Annotated in this window: 17 protein-coding genes and 1 pseudogene; 10 read left to right on the top strand and 8 right to left on the bottom strand. The window is 53.5% G+C overall.

Translation table 11 applies throughout. The features are described 5' to 3' along the window. Nucleotides 1-207 precede the first annotated feature (207 nt). The 3 genes from G9463_RS24580 (at nt 208) to G9463_RS20220 (ending at nt 2,261) form a co-directional block, all read left to right on the top strand. Entirely contained in the window at nt 208-393 is a 186-nt protein-coding gene (locus G9463_RS24580) for a HalOD1 output domain-containing protein (RefSeq protein ID WP_165897667.1), read from the top strand. 184 nt (nt 394-577) lie between these two features. Continuing rightward, nucleotides 578-934 carry a helix-turn-helix domain-containing protein gene (locus tag G9463_RS20225; RefSeq protein ID WP_004967123.1) on the top strand — a complete coding sequence of 119 codons (357 nt, stop codon included), beginning with the start codon at nt 578-580 and terminating at the stop codon, nt 932-934. Between the two features lie 277 nt (nt 935-1,211). Then, the gene (locus G9463_RS20220) at nt 1,212-2,261 is read left to right on the top strand and encodes a nitrogen regulation protein NR(II) (protein ID WP_165897666.1); all 1,050 of its coding nucleotides are present in this window, start codon (nt 1,212-1,214) and stop codon (nt 2,259-2,261) included. A gap of 429 nt (nt 2,262-2,690) precedes the next feature. On the opposite strand, the gene G9463_RS20215 is transcribed toward G9463_RS20220, so the two are convergent. After that, nucleotides 2,691-2,975: a helix-turn-helix transcriptional regulator gene (locus G9463_RS20215; protein WP_004967122.1), complete on the bottom strand. Its 285-nt coding sequence runs from the start codon at nt 2,973-2,975 to the stop codon at nt 2,691-2,693. A gap of 277 nt (nt 2,976-3,252) precedes the next feature. Between G9463_RS20215 and G9463_RS20210 the strand changes: the two genes are divergently transcribed. Beyond that, nucleotides 3,253-4,191, top strand: coding sequence for a replication factor A (locus G9463_RS20210; RefSeq protein WP_004967121.1), 939 nt, complete (start codon nt 3,253-3,255; stop codon nt 4,189-4,191). Between the two features lie 21 nt (nt 4,192-4,212). Further along, nucleotides 4,213-4,926, top strand: coding sequence for a DNA-binding protein (locus G9463_RS20205; protein ID WP_165897668.1), 714 nt, complete (start codon nt 4,213-4,215; stop codon nt 4,924-4,926). 2 nt (nt 4,927-4,928) lie between these two features. Here G9463_RS20205 and G9463_RS20200 read toward each other — a convergent pair whose 3' ends face one another. Next, nucleotides 4,929-5,132 (bottom strand): hypothetical protein, encoded by a 204-nt coding sequence (locus G9463_RS20200; RefSeq protein WP_165897665.1) that lies wholly within the window; start codon nt 5,130-5,132, stop codon nt 4,929-4,931. A 250-nt stretch (nt 5,133-5,382) separates the two neighbouring features. Here G9463_RS20200 and G9463_RS20195 point away from each other — a divergent pair, with 250 nt between their 5' ends. Both G9463_RS20195 and G9463_RS20190 read left to right on the top strand, forming a co-directional pair. Next, complete coding sequence (locus G9463_RS20195) at nt 5,383-5,706, top strand: helix-turn-helix domain-containing protein (RefSeq protein ID WP_004967118.1); 324 nt, start codon at nt 5,383-5,385, stop codon at nt 5,704-5,706. After that, entirely contained in the window at nt 5,703-6,041 is a 339-nt protein-coding gene (locus tag G9463_RS20190) for a hypothetical protein (RefSeq protein WP_007189603.1), read from the top strand. The genes G9463_RS20195 and G9463_RS20190 overlap by 4 nt, the downstream gene beginning before the upstream one ends. Nucleotides 6,042-6,083: 42 nt before the next feature. On the opposite strand, the gene G9463_RS20185 is transcribed toward G9463_RS20190, so the two are convergent. Further along, nucleotides 6,084-6,761 (bottom strand): hypothetical protein, encoded by a 678-nt coding sequence (locus tag G9463_RS20185; protein ID WP_165897664.1) that lies wholly within the window; start codon nt 6,759-6,761, stop codon nt 6,084-6,086. A 157-nt stretch (nt 6,762-6,918) separates the two neighbouring features. Here G9463_RS20185 and G9463_RS20180 point away from each other — a divergent pair, with 157 nt between their 5' ends. Beyond that, on the top strand, nt 6,919-8,721 hold the full coding sequence (locus G9463_RS20180; RefSeq protein ID WP_165897663.1) for an MBL fold metallo-hydrolase: 1,803 nt from the start codon (nt 6,919-6,921) through the stop codon (nt 8,719-8,721). Between the two features lie 190 nt (nt 8,722-8,911). Here G9463_RS20180 and G9463_RS20175 read toward each other — a convergent pair whose 3' ends face one another. Continuing rightward, nucleotides 8,912-9,271, bottom strand: coding sequence for a hypothetical protein (locus G9463_RS20175; RefSeq protein ID WP_165897662.1), 360 nt, complete (start codon nt 9,269-9,271; stop codon nt 8,912-8,914). A gap of 60 nt (nt 9,272-9,331) precedes the next feature. Here G9463_RS20175 and G9463_RS20170 point away from each other — a divergent pair, with 60 nt between their 5' ends. Further along, a complete protein-coding gene (locus G9463_RS20170; RefSeq protein ID WP_165897661.1) occupies nt 9,332-10,192 on the top strand; it encodes a hypothetical protein in 861 nt (286 codons plus the stop codon). 78 nt (nt 10,193-10,270) lie between these two features. Further along, complete coding sequence (locus tag G9463_RS20165) at nt 10,271-10,438, top strand: DUF1931 domain-containing protein (RefSeq protein WP_165897660.1); 168 nt, start codon at nt 10,271-10,273, stop codon at nt 10,436-10,438. A gap of 365 nt (nt 10,439-10,803) precedes the next feature. On the opposite strand, the gene G9463_RS20160 is transcribed toward G9463_RS20165, so the two are convergent. The 4 genes and pseudogenes from G9463_RS20160 to G9463_RS20145 all read right to left on the bottom strand — a co-directional run. Beyond that, entirely contained in the window at nt 10,804-12,414 is a 1,611-nt protein-coding gene (locus G9463_RS20160; RefSeq protein ID WP_165897659.1) for a methyl-accepting chemotaxis protein, read from the bottom strand. A 381-nt stretch (nt 12,415-12,795) separates the two neighbouring features. After that, entirely contained in the window at nt 12,796-15,186 is a 2,391-nt protein-coding gene (locus tag G9463_RS20155) for a GAF domain-containing protein (RefSeq protein WP_240150092.1), read from the bottom strand. Nucleotides 15,187-15,320: 134 nt separating this feature from the next. Further along, nucleotides 15,321-16,127, bottom strand: coding sequence for a recombinase family protein (locus tag G9463_RS20150; protein WP_165897657.1), 807 nt, complete (start codon nt 16,125-16,127; stop codon nt 15,321-15,323). Nucleotides 16,128-16,728: 601 nt separating this feature from the next. Then, nucleotides 16,729-16,826, bottom strand: a pseudogene (locus G9463_RS20145) (IS1595 family transposase); the annotation flags it as partial.

Genomic DNA, 16,826 nt, shown 5'->3' with positions numbered 1-16,826 from the left:
GCGACCGCACCGCCTGAAGATATCGGCCGCCTGCCGGCTGGGAGAGCCGCAGACTACAGGACGGCGCAAATATTTTGTCGATAACGGTGGTTCGTCTAGGTAGCAGCGTTTCCATAGGTGAATAGCGGGGTTGGTTGAGGTAGTCGGAATTTGAGGAGGCCCGTTAGTGGCTGACGCTAGTGGTTTCAAGACCGGGGTCGTCTCAGTGTGGCTCAGAGGCCGCTATTCAACAGAGCAGAAAACTGTGATGTGTTGGATTTGCCACCGCTGTCTGACAGTATCGATCCAGAAGCACTCGATACCCTCGCTACTGAAAATACTGTAGAAATCCAATTCGAGTATCTCAGCTACACGATATCTATTGAAAACGGAATGGTTACCGTTAGTCAATAGGTGTGCGAATTGACCGCTGCGAGTCCTATCAATTTCAGATGCTATTCGGGGCGCGTATGCATCACTGCTTGTATAGCGAGAATAGAGGATATAGATCAGCCGAAACAGATTTTCATCACGAGCGTATTTTGACGGCAATAATTTTATCATATTCTCAGACAAATACTGACATAGACAGACACCAATGCCAATCAGAATCGATTCCAGTGGAGGGGACACGCCGCCCGTTAAACCGGGCACGAACGCCCACAAACTGCTCACGGTGTTGCTTGACCATCCTGACATGGGGTTCAGCCCGAAGGAACTGACGGAACTGACCGATGTTCCGCATTCCAGCGTCCACAAGACCCTCTCCCGACTCCAAGAGAAGGGCCTCGTTCGGAAGGTCGATTCCTACTGGGCGGTTGCCGAGGACGTCGCAGCCTCGGAGATTGCGAACGCTGTGAGCCTCCAGCAAATCGAGGCCGAGTATGGTGACGACGCCTACGGCGATGATGACGAGTGGGCCGGCGAAGCGCCTGATTTAGGAGAAAACGCGTAGGATGGCCTACGCACAAGGCAGTGTCGTCCTCGCGCCAGCAACGTTCAAAGGCGGGGTCCGACCGTACCTCGTCGTCTCGAACCGGAACCGACCGTTCTTCGGCGATCGATATAGATGGTGTATTTGTAACTCATTTAATCAAAATTCATATTTAGGTTAAAATAATAACATTTAGTTTCCGATAGGTTGTATGCTTTCGTATGCTATTCATTACTGTAGGAGCGGCGAGTCGTCATTGTCTAAATCGGGCCTGCTGTCCTACGTATCGGGGCGGCTGATGGACAAGCCACTGTCGGATGACGAGTTGAGACAGCACTTCGAGAGTGATGACGAAACAGCCTTTGAGCTACTGATTGAGGGCCTGTCGTCACATATAGTGTTCATGCTCAATCCCGAGGGAAACATCACGACGTGGCCCGACCCAGGCCAGTCGCTGTACGGCTACGAGGCTGATGAGATACTTGGAAAGGGTGTCGATACGCTGTTTGCCGACCCCGAAGAGATGGAAACGACCATCGACGCCCTACTGGCCGATGCAACCGACAGTTCTGTTGAAACACAGCACTGGCATCGAAAGGCCGATGGCTCAGTATTCTGGGCCACGCTGTCGGTTTCGCCGCTCCGAAATAGAGAGTTAGAAGGATTCGTCGCGGTCAGCCAGGATACGACCGAGAAACACCAGTACGAGAAGACGCTGGAACGTCAGAACGACCGACTCAAAGAGTTCACTGACATTCTTGCTCACGACCTTCGAAGTCCACTCAGTATCATCTCTTCACGTGTACATCTGGCTCGTGAGACTGGTGATCAAGAACATTTCGACGCGATTGAGGGGACCACCGAACGAATGGCCCGGCTTGTCGATGACCTGCTCTCGGTTGCCAAGCAAGGAAACGTCGTCACTGACCCAGAAATTACCAATGTCGAGAAGGTTGTTGACACTGCTTGGAAGGGAACCGGTGGTACTGTTAATCGGGCAGTGCTTCAGTACGAACACATCGGGTCAGTGAGTTCCAACAGCGACCGTCTTATCCAACTGTTCGAGAATCTGTTCCAGAACGCTATCCAGCATGGCAATGATGCCGTCGTCGTTCGAGTTGGCCCGTTAGAACACGGCTTTTACATTGAGGACGACGGTCCCGGAATCCCAGCTGACATTCAGGATGATGTGTTTGACCACGGATTCACTACGAACGAGGATGGGAGTGGCTACGGACTCTCGGTTGTCCGAACCATTGCTGGAGCACACGGTTGGGATATTATTGTCACTGACAGCAACACCGGCGGTGCGCGTTTCGAAATCACCGGGGTAGAGTTTCTGGACTGACTACTCGAATATCAGCTCTTGGGAGGGTCGGTATAGATTGGGTATTTGTCAGTACAGGTAATATGAATACTATCCAAGAATACACATAGATGTGAATTGTCTATACGATAGATGGACAACAGAGCCCTCGGAATGCTTGCCTGTGGCAGTTTACTGATAGCGCTGAAACCGTCTGTTCCAGGGCCGATATCTACAGTACCCACCCAGTCGTTCGTACTGTTGCTCGGTGGTGTACTATCCGTAGTCGGCGGCTTCCTTCTACTTCGAGATGTACTTCAATCACAGAGGTCGACTAGTTGAACCCCTTTTGTGTGAATAGAGAGAATAGTTTCCTCTTCAGTACGCACACTTATCGAACGGCGTATTCAACCACTCAACGCTGAAAAATAGCTACTGCGTGAACTACGATGCTGCCCCTGATACAAACTGTCAGGAAAGGTGAGTGGTTACGTGCTGGCTCTCCCACTCACTCCGAGCAGTAAGCTCTCGTTCACCACGCTGTGTGGTTGCATAGACATTGGTCCGCCCGTCTTTCTCTCCTTTTTCGACGAGTCCTTTCTCAACAAGCGTGTCCAGATTTGGGTATAGCCTCCCGTGATGGATATCTTGCTGATAGTACTCATCTATCTCTTCCTTGATGGCTATGCCATGGGGCTCGGGTAGCCCATGTACTATATAGAGCAGGTCACGTTGGAAACCGGTTAGATCGTGCATTTCACCGCTAACTACCAGCCTGGTATGGTTAATCCCAGTGAACCTACTGTACTACGCTCATCAGAGAGAGCACAAGGCCCACCCCCGGCAGAGAAGAACGTGTGTACATACCCGGAAGCCAGACGACTCACATCTGAAACCAGTCGGACACTGTCCAGTGATTGACACGGGACAGTCCGAGTGGCACAGCTTCACTTTCACCACGATTTGCATGGGTTTTAGACCACGCCAAGCGTACCGCCAGCCGTCTCCCATCGCAAACGAGACGGAGAACACTATGAGCAACTCTGATATACAGCAGGAAGCCCAAGACATCCACGACCAGTTACCAGAATCAGTTGATGCCTCCCTCGACGACATTGAGGAACGGCTCACCACACTTGTCGACGACTACAGAGTCCCGCTCGACGAAGCTCAACGCAGTGTCGTAAGTACCTATCTTTCCGACAGCGATGTCGACCGTGACGATGTCAGCAGCGAGAACGAGAATCAACAGGTCGATCTCGAGGAAATTACCGAAGCCGAACAGTGGGTCGATATCACCGCGAAAGTCGCCGACCTCTGGGAGCCCCGTAGCGACTCGATAGCACAAGTCGGCCTCCTCGGTGACGAAACTGGAACCATCAAGTTCACCAAGTGGGCCAAATCCGACCTCGAAGCACTCACTGAAGGCCAAGTCTACCGCCTTGGAAACGTCGTCACTGATGAGTATCAGGGCCAGTATTCGATCAAACTCAATCGAACCACCACCGTCGAAGCACTCGATCGGGATATCGAAGTCGGCGACGACACCACCGACGCTGAAGGGGCACTCGTCGACATCCAGTCAGGTAGCGGGCTGATCAAACGCTGTCCCGAAGACGACTGCACACGTGTTCTGCAAAACGGGCGATGCAGTGAACACGGCGAGGGTGAAGGCGAGTTCGACCTCCGCATAAAGGGCGTGATTGACAACGGCGATACAGTCCAAGAGGTCATCTTCGACAAGGAGGCGACTGAGCAGGTCGCCGATATTACGCTGTCTCAAGCACAAGAGATGGCCATGGACGCTTTAGATACAAGCGTCGTCGCCGACGAGATACGTGAGGTGACGCTTGGGCGGTACTATCGCGTTCAAGGCCCTGAACTGGGCCGGTATCTGCTCGTCAATGAGTTCGAGCAACTCGCCGAAATGCATGATCCAGAACAACTCCTCATCACTGCGAGGTCGATCTAAATGAGCCAAGGACAAGCCCCGATGCGTGAACTCGCACAGCGAGCCTTCGCTGGGGAATTCAACGATGCAGGCTATACCTTCCGGGAGTCAGACGATGACCGCGCACCCGTCTATGCCCTGCTGCCGACAGGCGCGAAAGCAAACCGCGTGTTTGTCGTCGGCACCCTGACCGAAACCGACGATGTCGGCAGCGATGATGAGTACTGGCAAGGCCGAATTGTCGGGCCCACAGGGACGTTCTTCACGTATGCTGGGCAGTACCAGCCCGAAGCAGCCGCAATGCTACGAGAGGTTGACCCGCCTGTCTTCGTTGCGCTCGTTGGCAAGCCCCGCACGTATGAAACCGACGACGGCGACACCAACGTCTCGCTCCGACCAGAGCACCTGACCGTTGTTGATGCACACACCCGCAATCGCTGGGTGACAGAAACAGCGAAGCGAACTCTTGAGCGGCTCAAACGCTTCGACGACGATAGCAACGAGTACGCTGCCATGGCTCGCGAAGAGTATGACGCCGATCCTGACCAGTACCGACAAACCGTGATCCAAGCGCTTGAGGAACTCACCGACGACGCCGAAACTGCCCCAAGTTCGCAGGACCAAACCGGTGACGCGACACCAACCACAGCAGAGGACGCGTCCGGCAGTGCTACGGAAGTCTCAGCAGACGAAGACAGTACGTCACAGTCGGGCGGCGATATCGGCGACTTCGATACGACTGACCTCGACTCATAAGGTTACTGCTCGCTTCCCGGGTCTTGGGAGCCATCCCGATGCTCGGTAATATACAGCTGTCCGTCAACCTTGTACAGGTAGCCACGGTCAACCAGTCGTTCAATTATGTGCTCGGCGGTACCGACTGACCGCTCGGTCTCACGCACTTTGGCCACGGCGGTATCAACCTCGATGCTCTCTCCAGGATTGATTTCCTCATACAGCATATCATAGGCGGCTCCTAACGAGCCAGGTGGGCGATTACGCCTCATATGTCGTTAATACAGTTTCACTCATCAGTTCTTATCCAAGGGCGTTGGCTTCAGACATAGTAGCACTCAAAAACGATTAGATGTACCGGTATCAGTCGTTGCGAAAACGGTTTGCACTCGTGAGAGTAGATGAAACGACCACTCGGTAGGTCCGCGGATTGACTGCACCAGACAGTTTATTACAGTCTATAACATATTGCTACACATGCCAATCAACATTGATCGGTTCGAAGATGAGTCCGAAGATACCCTCGACATTACGGAGGGAACACAGCCCCACAGGATTCTCACTTTTTTAACAGCCAATGACGACCAAGCGTTTACACAGACTGAGATTTATGAGGCAACCGACATCCCTCGCGGGAGCGTCGGTGTCGTGCTGTCACGGTTGGAAGACCGAGGACTAGTCCGCCATCGTGGCCGCTACTGGGCTATTGCAGACGACGACCGGCTCGCCTCGTTCGCAGCACAGCAGGCTGCAAGCTCGGCATCAACAACCGACGACTACTACGCTGACACAGACACATGACCGAGCAATACGCCCGGGGCACGGTTGTGAAAGGACCGGACCTCTTGGGACCACACGAATATCGCCCATACGTCTGTCTGAGCACAGAAGATCCACCATTTCGTGATGAAGAAGCTGTCTATACGGTTGTCACGACGACACGTCGTTCCGCTGCAATCCCGCTTGCCGAAACAGACTTCACAAGTGGCGGACTCTCTCGTGAAAGTTACGTCAACCCGTGGGTTCTGGTCACGATTAAGCACGCCGATGTTGCTGAAATTGAAGGGCAACTGAGAGCAGACACCGTTGATACTATCGCCCGAGAGGCAGCAACGCTCATCGGAGGAGTAGATTGAAACTCGCCCTATCAGTTTATTTTCAGCACTTAGAGCGACCCACTAACTTCCACACCCCAATTGCTTGAGGTAGCGAGTAACGCTCCTGTTTCGTTCAACGACAGTATATCCCTGCGCCCGTAGCGCCGCCTCAAAGTACCGGTCAGCAATAAGCCGCTGTGGAAGACGGCGTAATCCAAAGCGCTGGTCAGCCTCGTACTCGTACTCGATTTCGGCCTGTCCGTCTTGGTCATAGACGTCGACAGCGTATCTCGACCAAGGGGTGCCGTCCATCCGAAGTTGGAGGTTGATACGGTGACTTCCGTCGGATATCGATCTACTGTCTCTGTGTAGTGAGATTTCGACCGAACGGAGGCCGGATAGATACGAGAGTGTATACACTGGAATACCGTCTTCAACAACAACTTCGTCTGCAGTGCCCCACTGAAGCGGGAGGATTGGCGGGACCGGACTGGTAAACGAGTCGACTACGCTCGTCACATCAGTGTCTGTTCGGAGCCGAACTGTACCACGGGGCTGAATAAGTGGTACAAGAAACCCAGTGGTCAGGAGGCCACCCACAACGATGGCGGGTAGAAAAGACGTGACGGCAAACACACCGGCAACGACAAGCAAAGCAGCTACAGGTAGCAATGCAGTCGCTGGACGCTCGCGCTTGAGGTAGCTGTTGGCGATAGTTAGCACCTGCTGGGGGCGCGTAAGCTGCTGGTTGGAGGGCATCACAATCAGATGGATAGGCTCCGTTGGTAATGCTGTCGGACTGTCTCAGGCTGTGCTGCAGCCATGATGCGTATGGCTTCCCGCGAACTCTGGACGCCCCACGATAATAGAAACCAGACATATCAATACAGCGGCTGCTACGTCATATATAGCCAGCATGAACACAGAGACTCCATGGCTCCCAAGCGATATTGATGAGTCATTTGCCCCGCTTTCGCATTTCGATATCACCACAACCGATGATATGCCAATAGCCGTCACGCCGAGGGGCGGCGGGCGCGAAGTCGGACGGAGCTGCTACCAATTAGATACGCAGTATGGGACGTACCTCATTGACTGTGGGCTCTCACAGGGCGGAGGTGACAAGTTCCCTGATCTGCGTGGGCTTTCGCCCGACGATGTCGATTCTGTCTTTCTCACCCATGCACACATCGATCACTCTGGTGGGCTCCCTGTCCTCGAGAATAGGGGGCTGCTTGATGACGATGCGAAAATCTTCGCGACGGAGCCGACGATTCAGATAGCCCAGACCCTCCTCCAAGATTCGCTGAAGCTGCACCTCCGCGAAACCGCTGATGGACCTGCAGAACAACAGTTCACTGAAGCTGATGTCGAATCCGTGTTCCGCCGGTTCAGCGCTATCGAATACACCACTGATACCGATACTGAGCCACTCACAGTTCGAGATCTCATCCCGGAAACCGACGAAGTTGAACCGCTCACGCTTCAAGTGGGGAATGCAGCGCATCTGCTTGGTTCAGCGTGGTTCGCATTCGAATCCCACGGCCACCGAGTCGTCTTCTCAGGAGATATCGGCGGTCGAGCAAAGCAACTCCCCGATATAGATGTGCCGCCCCAGGCAGACCATCTCTTCATCGAAAGCACATACGGTGCGACGCATAGCCATCGGTCACTGAGCGACGCTGGCACGGAGTTATTCGAACTGCTCGGCGACGCAATTCGAAACGGTGAGCCCGTCCTCATCCCGACCTTTGCGACCGGGCGTGCACAGACGCTGCTCCTGATGTTCAACGATCGAGGCCATGCCCTCCCTGGAGATATTGGAGTTGACTACCAGCTCGTCGTCGATGGCATGGCTCAAGACATCACAGATCACTATCACGAGTATGTCACCGATGATATGTACTATGACACTGGTGTCGTCAATCGCGCTACTGAGACTGGCATGACGACGCCCTTTCTGCCAAGTGGGATCACAACGCCGCGGACAGACCGAGAGCGCCGACGTATATTCGAGCGGTTCTCGCCTGCAAGAGGCGAGCAAGTCCCAATTATCCTCGCCCCGTCCGGTATGCTCAGTGGCGGGAACTCCCCTCGGTATCTCGGTGAACTGATCGCTCGGTATGACGACGGTCACGTTGTGCCGACGGGCTACCAAGCAAACGGTACGCTCGGGAATGCACTCCAGAACGCAAAGAAAGGCGGGACTGAAAAGGCGACACGGTTGGTCGATACAAATCCATTTGGCAACGATTGGCCGGCTTCAGACCGCATTTCGTGGGTTGAAACGGACGATGGAACGAAAACCCGAATGACGGTTCCGACCCGCTGGCTCCACTCATTGTCCGGACTGAGCGCCCACGCTGCACAAAATGGGCTCCTCTCGTTTGCTCGCGACATTTCACCAGAGACTATTACACTCATCCACGGGCCTGCATACGCCCAAGAGGGCTTTGGAGCTCACTTGATGGACAATGTGGAATCGAGTGAGCAACTGTCTCGAGCGCGACTCCTCACACCGATTCCGATCGAACGAGATCCAGATATAGACGCAGCAACGCTATCAGAAGATGTGACCAGTTCCAGTGGCGAGATCCGAACACAGATTGACGACCTCCACGACACCGTCACCGCCCTGAGCGAAGAGATTGCTGATACCCGCAATGATGGACTCTCTGAGGCGGAGGTCAGAGCCATCGTTCGTGATATGATTAATTGACCGCCACAGGTGTCTAAGTATATTTCCCTTGTTCGGATTAGTGGATTGGAGCTGTCTCGATCTGAGCCGCAGTGGAACCAAAGACCGCCCGTTAAATCATACAAAAACTGACTGTTTTATCGCGTTCAGACAGCACTCCCTCTACTCGTTCGGGAAGTAACGACAATCCGTATCAATGCGATGACTGGGACTACACTGGGAGGTCGTCAGCGATTGAGCGAAGGTCGCTCTTTGTCGGCTGTCGTCCAATGTCGACGGAGTAGTCGCCGACCCAGAATCGAAACTGCTGGTGGTCAACATCGAAGTGGAGTCCACAGGAGACGTCTGGCTCTGCCTGCTCGTACTCGGACTTGCTCACGTTCTCGCCCTCTTGAAGCGTTTCGAGGAGGTACTCGGCGGCGTGTGGACGTTGCTTCATCGCCAGGATATGGTCCGTTGCTACGTGTTTCAGTACTTCCTCACCTGTGTCGTATCCGTCGCCGACGAGATAGAACTCCCTGCCGAACTTGTAGGATTCAACGTGGACGCTGAGATCATATGTCTCGGTCATACGTGATTATCGTAATTGTGTGACACAAACATTACGCCCCAGTTGGTGTTAGGACAAGTAATGACAACAGACCGCCGCCCTGACGAAATTGAACTGGATGGGCTTGATCAACAGTTAGCGAACGCCGACGACGGAGATGTGATCGCTCTCACACGGGCAGTCGCAACGTATGAAACACGGTTATCGACCGCACATGAAGACGGAGAATCCGACCGATACCGGGGTATCTCCAGAGCCTATCGAGAACAACTCATTACCGTGCTTGACGACGCAATACAGACCGAAGGGTGGGGAATCCTCGAAGAGTTTCTCAACGCATACCATCCAGAGACAACCGATGGGTTCCCACACGTGACGACAATCCTCCAGAACGTCACTGGTCGCTACCTCATCCGTACCCGACTGTCGGATGGTGTCGATGCTATTCCAGTTCCCGCTCTGGCGTTCTTCAGTTCGATTCTCTATCAAATTGAGGGAGATGGATACGATTTCATTAGAGAGGCACTCCATCCGTACGGCTGGGGAATCGGGCATCCTGACCACTCGGTTGCGGACAACATTCATCAGCACGCCTCAACGGGTCCTCCACTCGTGAATGCGATGCTCGAACACGCGTTCTACGCCGACCAGTATTCAGCGATAGAACTGCTGGAACAACTGATCAATGACGAAGCAGTTCGACAGACGCTCCCATATCGGTCCGGAAAAATCTCGGGACCACGGTACCTGTTAGATGCTCCCGCCGGTGCGGTCAGCGAATTTAGCCCGACAATTCCACGATACTGGGAGTGGCAGGAGGACCTTGACTACGAGTTTGTGTTAGACGCGGATGTCAAGAAACGGATTCGAGATATCGTGACTGAGGAAGGGGTTGACGGCGACTTGCCCACCGACTGGACGATTGCTGACCTAACCCTGTGATGTGCCCTACCGCTGAATCTGAAGCCCAGGGAATGAGCCGACAATATTTAATTGTTCGAGTGTTCGCTTTCCGAATGTATGACTGATCTGATAGTCAAATCTGGCGTACGGGAGACAGTTGACGACCACCCAATCTCGGCAGACTTCTACGAAGCTCTGGACAAAACGGTTGAAGAACTACTTGAGGACGCTGCTCGCCGAGCCGAAGCGAATGAGCGACAGACAGTGATGCCACAGGACTTGTAGGAGTATCTCTACGGAGACACTGAGATTCTTCATCTCCGGTCGGTCACGATACCACTGCTGCTATCTGTGCAGGCATGAATCTTTAGCCAATCGTGTGTTCATGACAGACTCCGAGGCCCATTGGATCGTTGCGGTCTTGTGGTGCTATCACAATGCAGCTTTAACGATCATAAAGTGTGACTCACCGACAATGAGATCGAGGACCTCCGGCGAGCGACGAACAACCAACGGGTCATTACCCACGGTTTGCCGACAACAAATGGCACTACACCTCTGATGAGCTTGCAAAGACAATTACTGAGATGTGTGTCGACACCGAAGTTAGCACACCCAGACTATTCTACAACGGACCGTGTAATGGCGTGTTACACCTCACTGTTGAGGTTCGCATTCTCCGTGTTATTGAGTTTGAACACGTCGACACGGTCGTAAGTGTCTTCACCCATCTGACTCAGTTTCTGTGCGTGAGTGGCGACGGTGTCCATCGCGTCGGACTGTTCGTCGATGCCGCTGGCTATCTGCTGAATCGACGCGGTCATCTCTTCGGAGAGACCGGCAGCATCGTCAATAACAGAATTAACTGCTTCGGCGTTCTCGGCTTGGGACTCGACGGCCGCTGAGATCTCGCCAACCCCGTTGCTCGTCTCGTCGATGCGCTGTTGAACCGTATCCAACCTATCAACCACTGTTTCGACGGCCTCGGCGCCCGCCTCAACCTCATCGTTAGCGTTCTCAATGCTGTTGACTAGGTCGCCGGTCTGGCTTTGGAGTTGCTGGATGATCCGCGCGATTTCGTCCGCCGATTCCTGTGAGTCCTCGGCGAGGCTTTTCACTTCGTTGGCGACAACAGCAAAGCCTTCACCGGCCTCGCCAGCCCGGGCCGCTTCGATGTTCGCGTTCAGCGCGAGCATGTTCGTCTGCTCTGCGATCTCAGCGATGATGTCGATTATTTCGCTGACTTCGTCCATACTGTCTTCGAGTGAATCGATACGCTGGGCGACCGTCGATGTCGAGTCGGTTGCCTGGCGGATGCGCGTGACCGCGTCGGTCGCGTCCTCGACGCCCGCTTCGGCAATGGCGGCCGCCTCGTCAGACTGTGCATCTATCTGTTCGACAGTCGCGGTTATTTCCTCGATAGACGCCGAGAGATCCTCGACGTTCGAACTGGCCCGCTGAGTCTCGTCGGCCAAGTCATCCGATCCATCGGCCAGCTCCGACGCCGAACTCTCTATCTGGTCAATAGACGCCGTGACCTCCTCGGCCGACGCACTGAGTTCAGTGCTCGTCTCGTCGAGGTCCTCGGCGTCGTCGGTGAGACGGTCGACGATATCGGAGATGTTTTCGACCGCTCGCCCGAGATTCGTGTTCATCTGCTGGAACTCGTCGTACACCTCCATCACCTCGTCATAGTCGGCATCGGGTTCGGGTACCGTTGGATCGATGGTCAAATCGCCTTTGGAGAGCCGGACGAGTTTGTCTTGGAGGTCATCAAGCACTTCACGCTGGTACGACTCCATGACCTCCTTCTTTTCGCGCTGGCGGCGCTTCTCCGTGATGTCCTTCTCGACAAGCATCGCTCCGGAGAACTCGTTTTCGTCATTGTAGAGCAGCGTTACTGTGCGTTCGACCGGCGTCTGGTCACTCCCCGCGATGATGAACTCCTGTCGTTCCTGGATATCGCTACCTCGCTCGATCGCCTCCATCACGATATCCGACGCACCTGTCTCCGCATCCTGCAGGTCGTTTGGTACCTGGCCGATAGCTGTCTCGTCGGTCGTTCCGTACAACTCGATTGCCTGGCTGTTGATATGTGTGATCCGACCTGCGGTATCGACGACTATCGTCGGCTCTTTCAACCCGTTCAGGATACTGCGGACCAGTGCCTGTGCCTCGTCTGACCGGGATTCCCCCTCGTCCCCAGAGGTTCCCGCAATCGCGTCCGAGGCGGTCTCTGATTCTTGCTCGTTTGAACCCATCGTGTCTAATCTTATCTAAATCTGATAATTAAGTGTATCCACCCGATTATCATCCGACGCAACTGGACACAGTGGATGGAGTGCCTTGACCGACGCATTCCTGATGTAGCGACATTCCGTACAGGTCGGTGCGTGGGAACGCAACCGAAACAACGACGAATTTAAGCTTAGTTGATGCTTAACGGCCGATACCACTCGCATCAAACTTCGTCGATTCCATCCAAGAAATCACGACTGAAGCCGCACTACTGTGGCGAAGTCATTATCCGTTGAATTCGAAGATCTTCGGCCACACACGGAAAATTTATCATTATATTTGTAACTACTGGTAGATGACGATTTCTCTGGCCACGGGTTATGCCATATGTTAGAGATTTATTTTTAGCTGTCTGTCTGGAACGACGACGCTACGCCGACACCCGTAAACTCAATTTGTGCCCCGCCACTGGAACTCTGGGTTACGGTTGCAGTCCAGTCATGAGCGTCAGCGATTTGTTTGACGATTGAGAGTCCGAATCCGGTGCCGCCTCCCGTACTTGTATAACCATCGGTGAAAATCTGGTCACGCTCTACCGGGTCGATACCCGGTCCATCATCGCCGACAGCGAACCCATCTGGGAGTGTATCAATTACAACCGTCACGTCGGTACCAGCGTGGGTCACTGCATTATTGAAGAGGTTTTCAAAGAGTTGACGGACCCGTCCTGGGTCAGCCTCAAATTGAATATCGTCATTGATGACGAGGTCAGCATTAGCAGTCTCCAGAACATCCCAGCATTCACCAGCGAGTGATGCAAGCGAGACCATCTCGGTGTCATCGATTATTTGTCCCTGTTGGGCGAGCGTGAGCACATCATGAATGAGCGTTTCCATCCGGTCAAGTGCCCTGTACCCCCGGTCAAGATGGTCGACATCAGTCGTCTGTCGAACGCCATCAAGTGTTCCTCGTAAGACCTGCAGTGGATTCCGAAGATCATGGGTGACAGTCTGGGCGAATTCCTCAAGCTGTTGGTTCTGTTTAGTAAGTTTCTGAGTTCGTTCACGGAGGAGTGCTTCCCGGCCGACACGCTCCAACGCTGTCTCAAGTGTCGAGGCGAGAATCCAGCCGAGCCGTTTGTCGGTCCTGTCGAACGCGTCTGGCGCTTTCGCTGCGAACATGAGGAGCCCCTGTCCCTCGAGTGGGTACAGCAGCGCACTGCGGACTGAGATATCAGATGGGAGCGCTGGGTGGTCGCTCGCATCGCTCACGTATTCTGGCGTGCCTGAGGCGTACACATCCCACAGAAATGTACTGATGGGGTCACCATTTGCGCCATATTCGAAGCCATCGTACGTGCTGAATTCTGCTTCGAGTGCATCAGTCACAGAGAGTGGTTCTAAGACTTCTTCGCGCTCGTCTTCTTGGATAAATCCGGAGAGACTCGTTCCAAGAATCTCTACCGCAGCGTCAACAGTAATATCAACCGTCTTGGCCGCGGTCGTAGTTTGCATTAGAGCACTTGTTCGCTCTTGGAGGAGCGCAAGCCGCCGCTCTCGTTCGACACGATCAAGTGCACTCTTTGCATTTTCCGCAAGGAGTTGTCCCAACGAGACATCAGTATCATCGAAATCGCCACGCTGAGTCGAGTTCGCAAGTAGAATACCGTATTCCCCAAGCGGGAGATACAATCCGCTTCGGAACTCTGTCTCAGGATTGTATATATTATCGACGTTGTGGATATCGTCGTACTGTCTGGCCTCGCCAGACTGAAACGTTTCCCAAGCAATCCCATGGTCAAAAGTCACTAATTCATCAGTAACGCGCTGTGTGCGGTCTGACACAGCTACAGGTTTTAGCCCACCTGCCTGTTCATCGTAGAAGTGGATACCGTTCAATTCGAAATCAAGAATAGCGTCTGCTGCATCGCTGGTAATCTGTGCGACTTCTTGTTTAGTTTTAGCATCGTACAGCTCGCGAGTCGCTTCGTGAAGCTTCTCAAGGCGGCGCTCGCGCCGGTGGCGATTAGTGATATCTGTGAGCGAACAAACGACGCTCTCGACGGATCCTTCGTTCATGACCGGTGCACCGTTCACAGCAAGCACACGCTCCCTTCCATCAGGCCACCTGATTGTATGCCGGTCCCGAACCTGTTCACCGCCATGTAGGACACGTGCGAACGGTAATTCGCTATCAGGGATCGGGTTCCCGTCAAGATCCTTGATATCCCATTCAGGATCATTATACGCACGCTCCTCTAGTTCTGCTTGTCTTAACCCCAAGACTGTCTCAGCCCTGTCGTTTGCAAAAACAAATTGACCGTCCCGGTTGAGTTGAACTACACAACTCGGGACAGTCTTCAGTACCTGTTCAAGTCGGCGGCGCTCCCGAGTTGCTTCGATCACAGTTTCGCTGGCTGTGACAACGGTGCTGATACTATTTGCTAGCAATTCGTAGTGGTCGTTGTTATCTGCCTTCTGAAGATAGTCAGACACACCCGCAGTAACGGCGTCACCAGCTACCGATTCACTCCCGTGCTCAGTGAACAGGATAAATGGGAGATTAGGGTAATTACGCTGAATCTGGTCAAAAAGTTCAAGTCCCGTACTGTTCGGGAGTCGATACTCTGAAACGATGCAGTCGTATCCATCATTACTGAGCGCTTGGAATGCAGACCCCGATCCGAGAACAGTCGTAATCTGTAAGTGACTATTCACTTGTTCAAGCTGTTCAGCTGTTCTACGTGCGAACTCCAAATCTTGCTCAACGTATAACACCTGAACAGCATCATCCATAGGGGCAAATCGGCTGCAAGCTACTAGAATGTTGCTGCAGATGTAGCCTGAAATGAGAATATATGGTATCAATACGACACTATACAGTGGTTAAATTAGCGAATGCGTGGGACTGTGCGCTATCGGTCTGCTGCTCATTGCTGATGGCGGCGAATCTCGTCGCGAACAATAGTGCGGATCTCTTGCTCTGGAATGGTTGTCTCACTGGGGATGTCAGGTTCCTCAAGCGGCTTTAGTTGTTGTACAGCGGCTTGAAGCCGGTCATCGGTAGCCTCACCATAAAAGTAGAGATCACGCCGGTCGTCGTGGAGGGACCGGAGCGTTGACTCAGCCACTGGGATTCCATCGGCGGCTTCGGCATAGGTGTAGCCTTGCCCGACGCGCTCGAGCGCTCGTCGAACGATCAGGAACTCGTCGGCGTTGACCCGGAGATAGCCGTTTTCGACATCGAACCCAGCTGGGGGCCGCCCAGTCCATTTGCCAGCCTCTTTCGCAGCGTCGATACCGGATTGAATCCGCCGGAGCTTCTGTTTGTGCTCGACACGCGCGAGGTCACCCATCACACCGGCAATTAGCTGACTTACTGCCCTATCGACGAGGTCATCCTCAAGGCTGATTTCCAGTCCCACTTCCAAGTCCCTCATGCCTGTTTCGTGGCTAAGACAGAATTCGAGGAATTCGTGGATCTCGCCGGCACCGAGTCTGGAGAGTCGCGAGAGTTCGTGGACAACGATAGTGTCCAAGTGCCCATCTTCGATATCCCCGCGAAGCCGCTGGTACTCGTCTCCGCGGTCAGTCTCGGTCCCACTGATGATGTCTGCATACTCGTGAATCTCTGGGTCGTCATATGTGTCTTGAGCGAATGCACGCAGTTCGTCGAGCTGTCGCTGCGGGTCTTGGTCTGTTGTTGAGACACGGGCGTAGATCCCGATTTCGGACATACTTTTTGCAGCGGGGGCTGAATATATAAACCACGCACCTTTTCGCGGGACCGTAGAAAGCACTACCTTTCTGTGGTTTTGTTTTTATTGTACCACTGGTTTCATTTCTACCATTTATATAGTAATGTATGTAGGCGACCGGAAATGCGTCGTTCTTCAGCAACCGAGGACAGGATCAAATAAAAACGCCCGATTCGGTAGATCAATTCAATCAATCTACAGAACCCAATCGGCGAAATATATGCACATCTCTGGTCACCGGCGACTCAGAATGTGCATACATCGAGGATGGTGAATACATCTACGTCTGACCCCGGGGAGTCGTCGCTTGGTCAGCGCTATGGGAGAGTTAGTCCAATCTCAACTCGGTTCCATCGCCCTATAGCAGAGTGCCGAATCTGAGTGGCGAGACAATCACGCCCACAACGCGAGAATTGACGATGGACTGTATCATCAGCGACCATTGATGTAAAACACGAACTCGTCGGTCAAGCGCTCGCACGGCGAGACCGACACTTTCCTGAGTGTAAGCTAGAACTAACCTATGGAAAAGCTGGTAGCTATATATTTAGAACGCTCTTGTGAAGCACGTTGTTGATTTTCAGAGAGCAGCATCAAGAGCATGTTTGAGCGCTTCGTCACCTGGTTTTCTGTAGAGTTCGCAGCGGAGCTGAAAGGCTCTGAGATACGGTGTTAGCT

This window comes from Haloarcula sp. JP-Z28, from assembly GCF_011440255.1.
GTDB lineage: Archaea > Halobacteriota > Halobacteria > Halobacteriales > Haloarculaceae > Haloarcula > Haloarcula marismortui.
The sequence above is the reverse complement of the archived record's forward strand: the minus strand, read 5'-3'. Positions and strand labels throughout refer to the sequence as shown.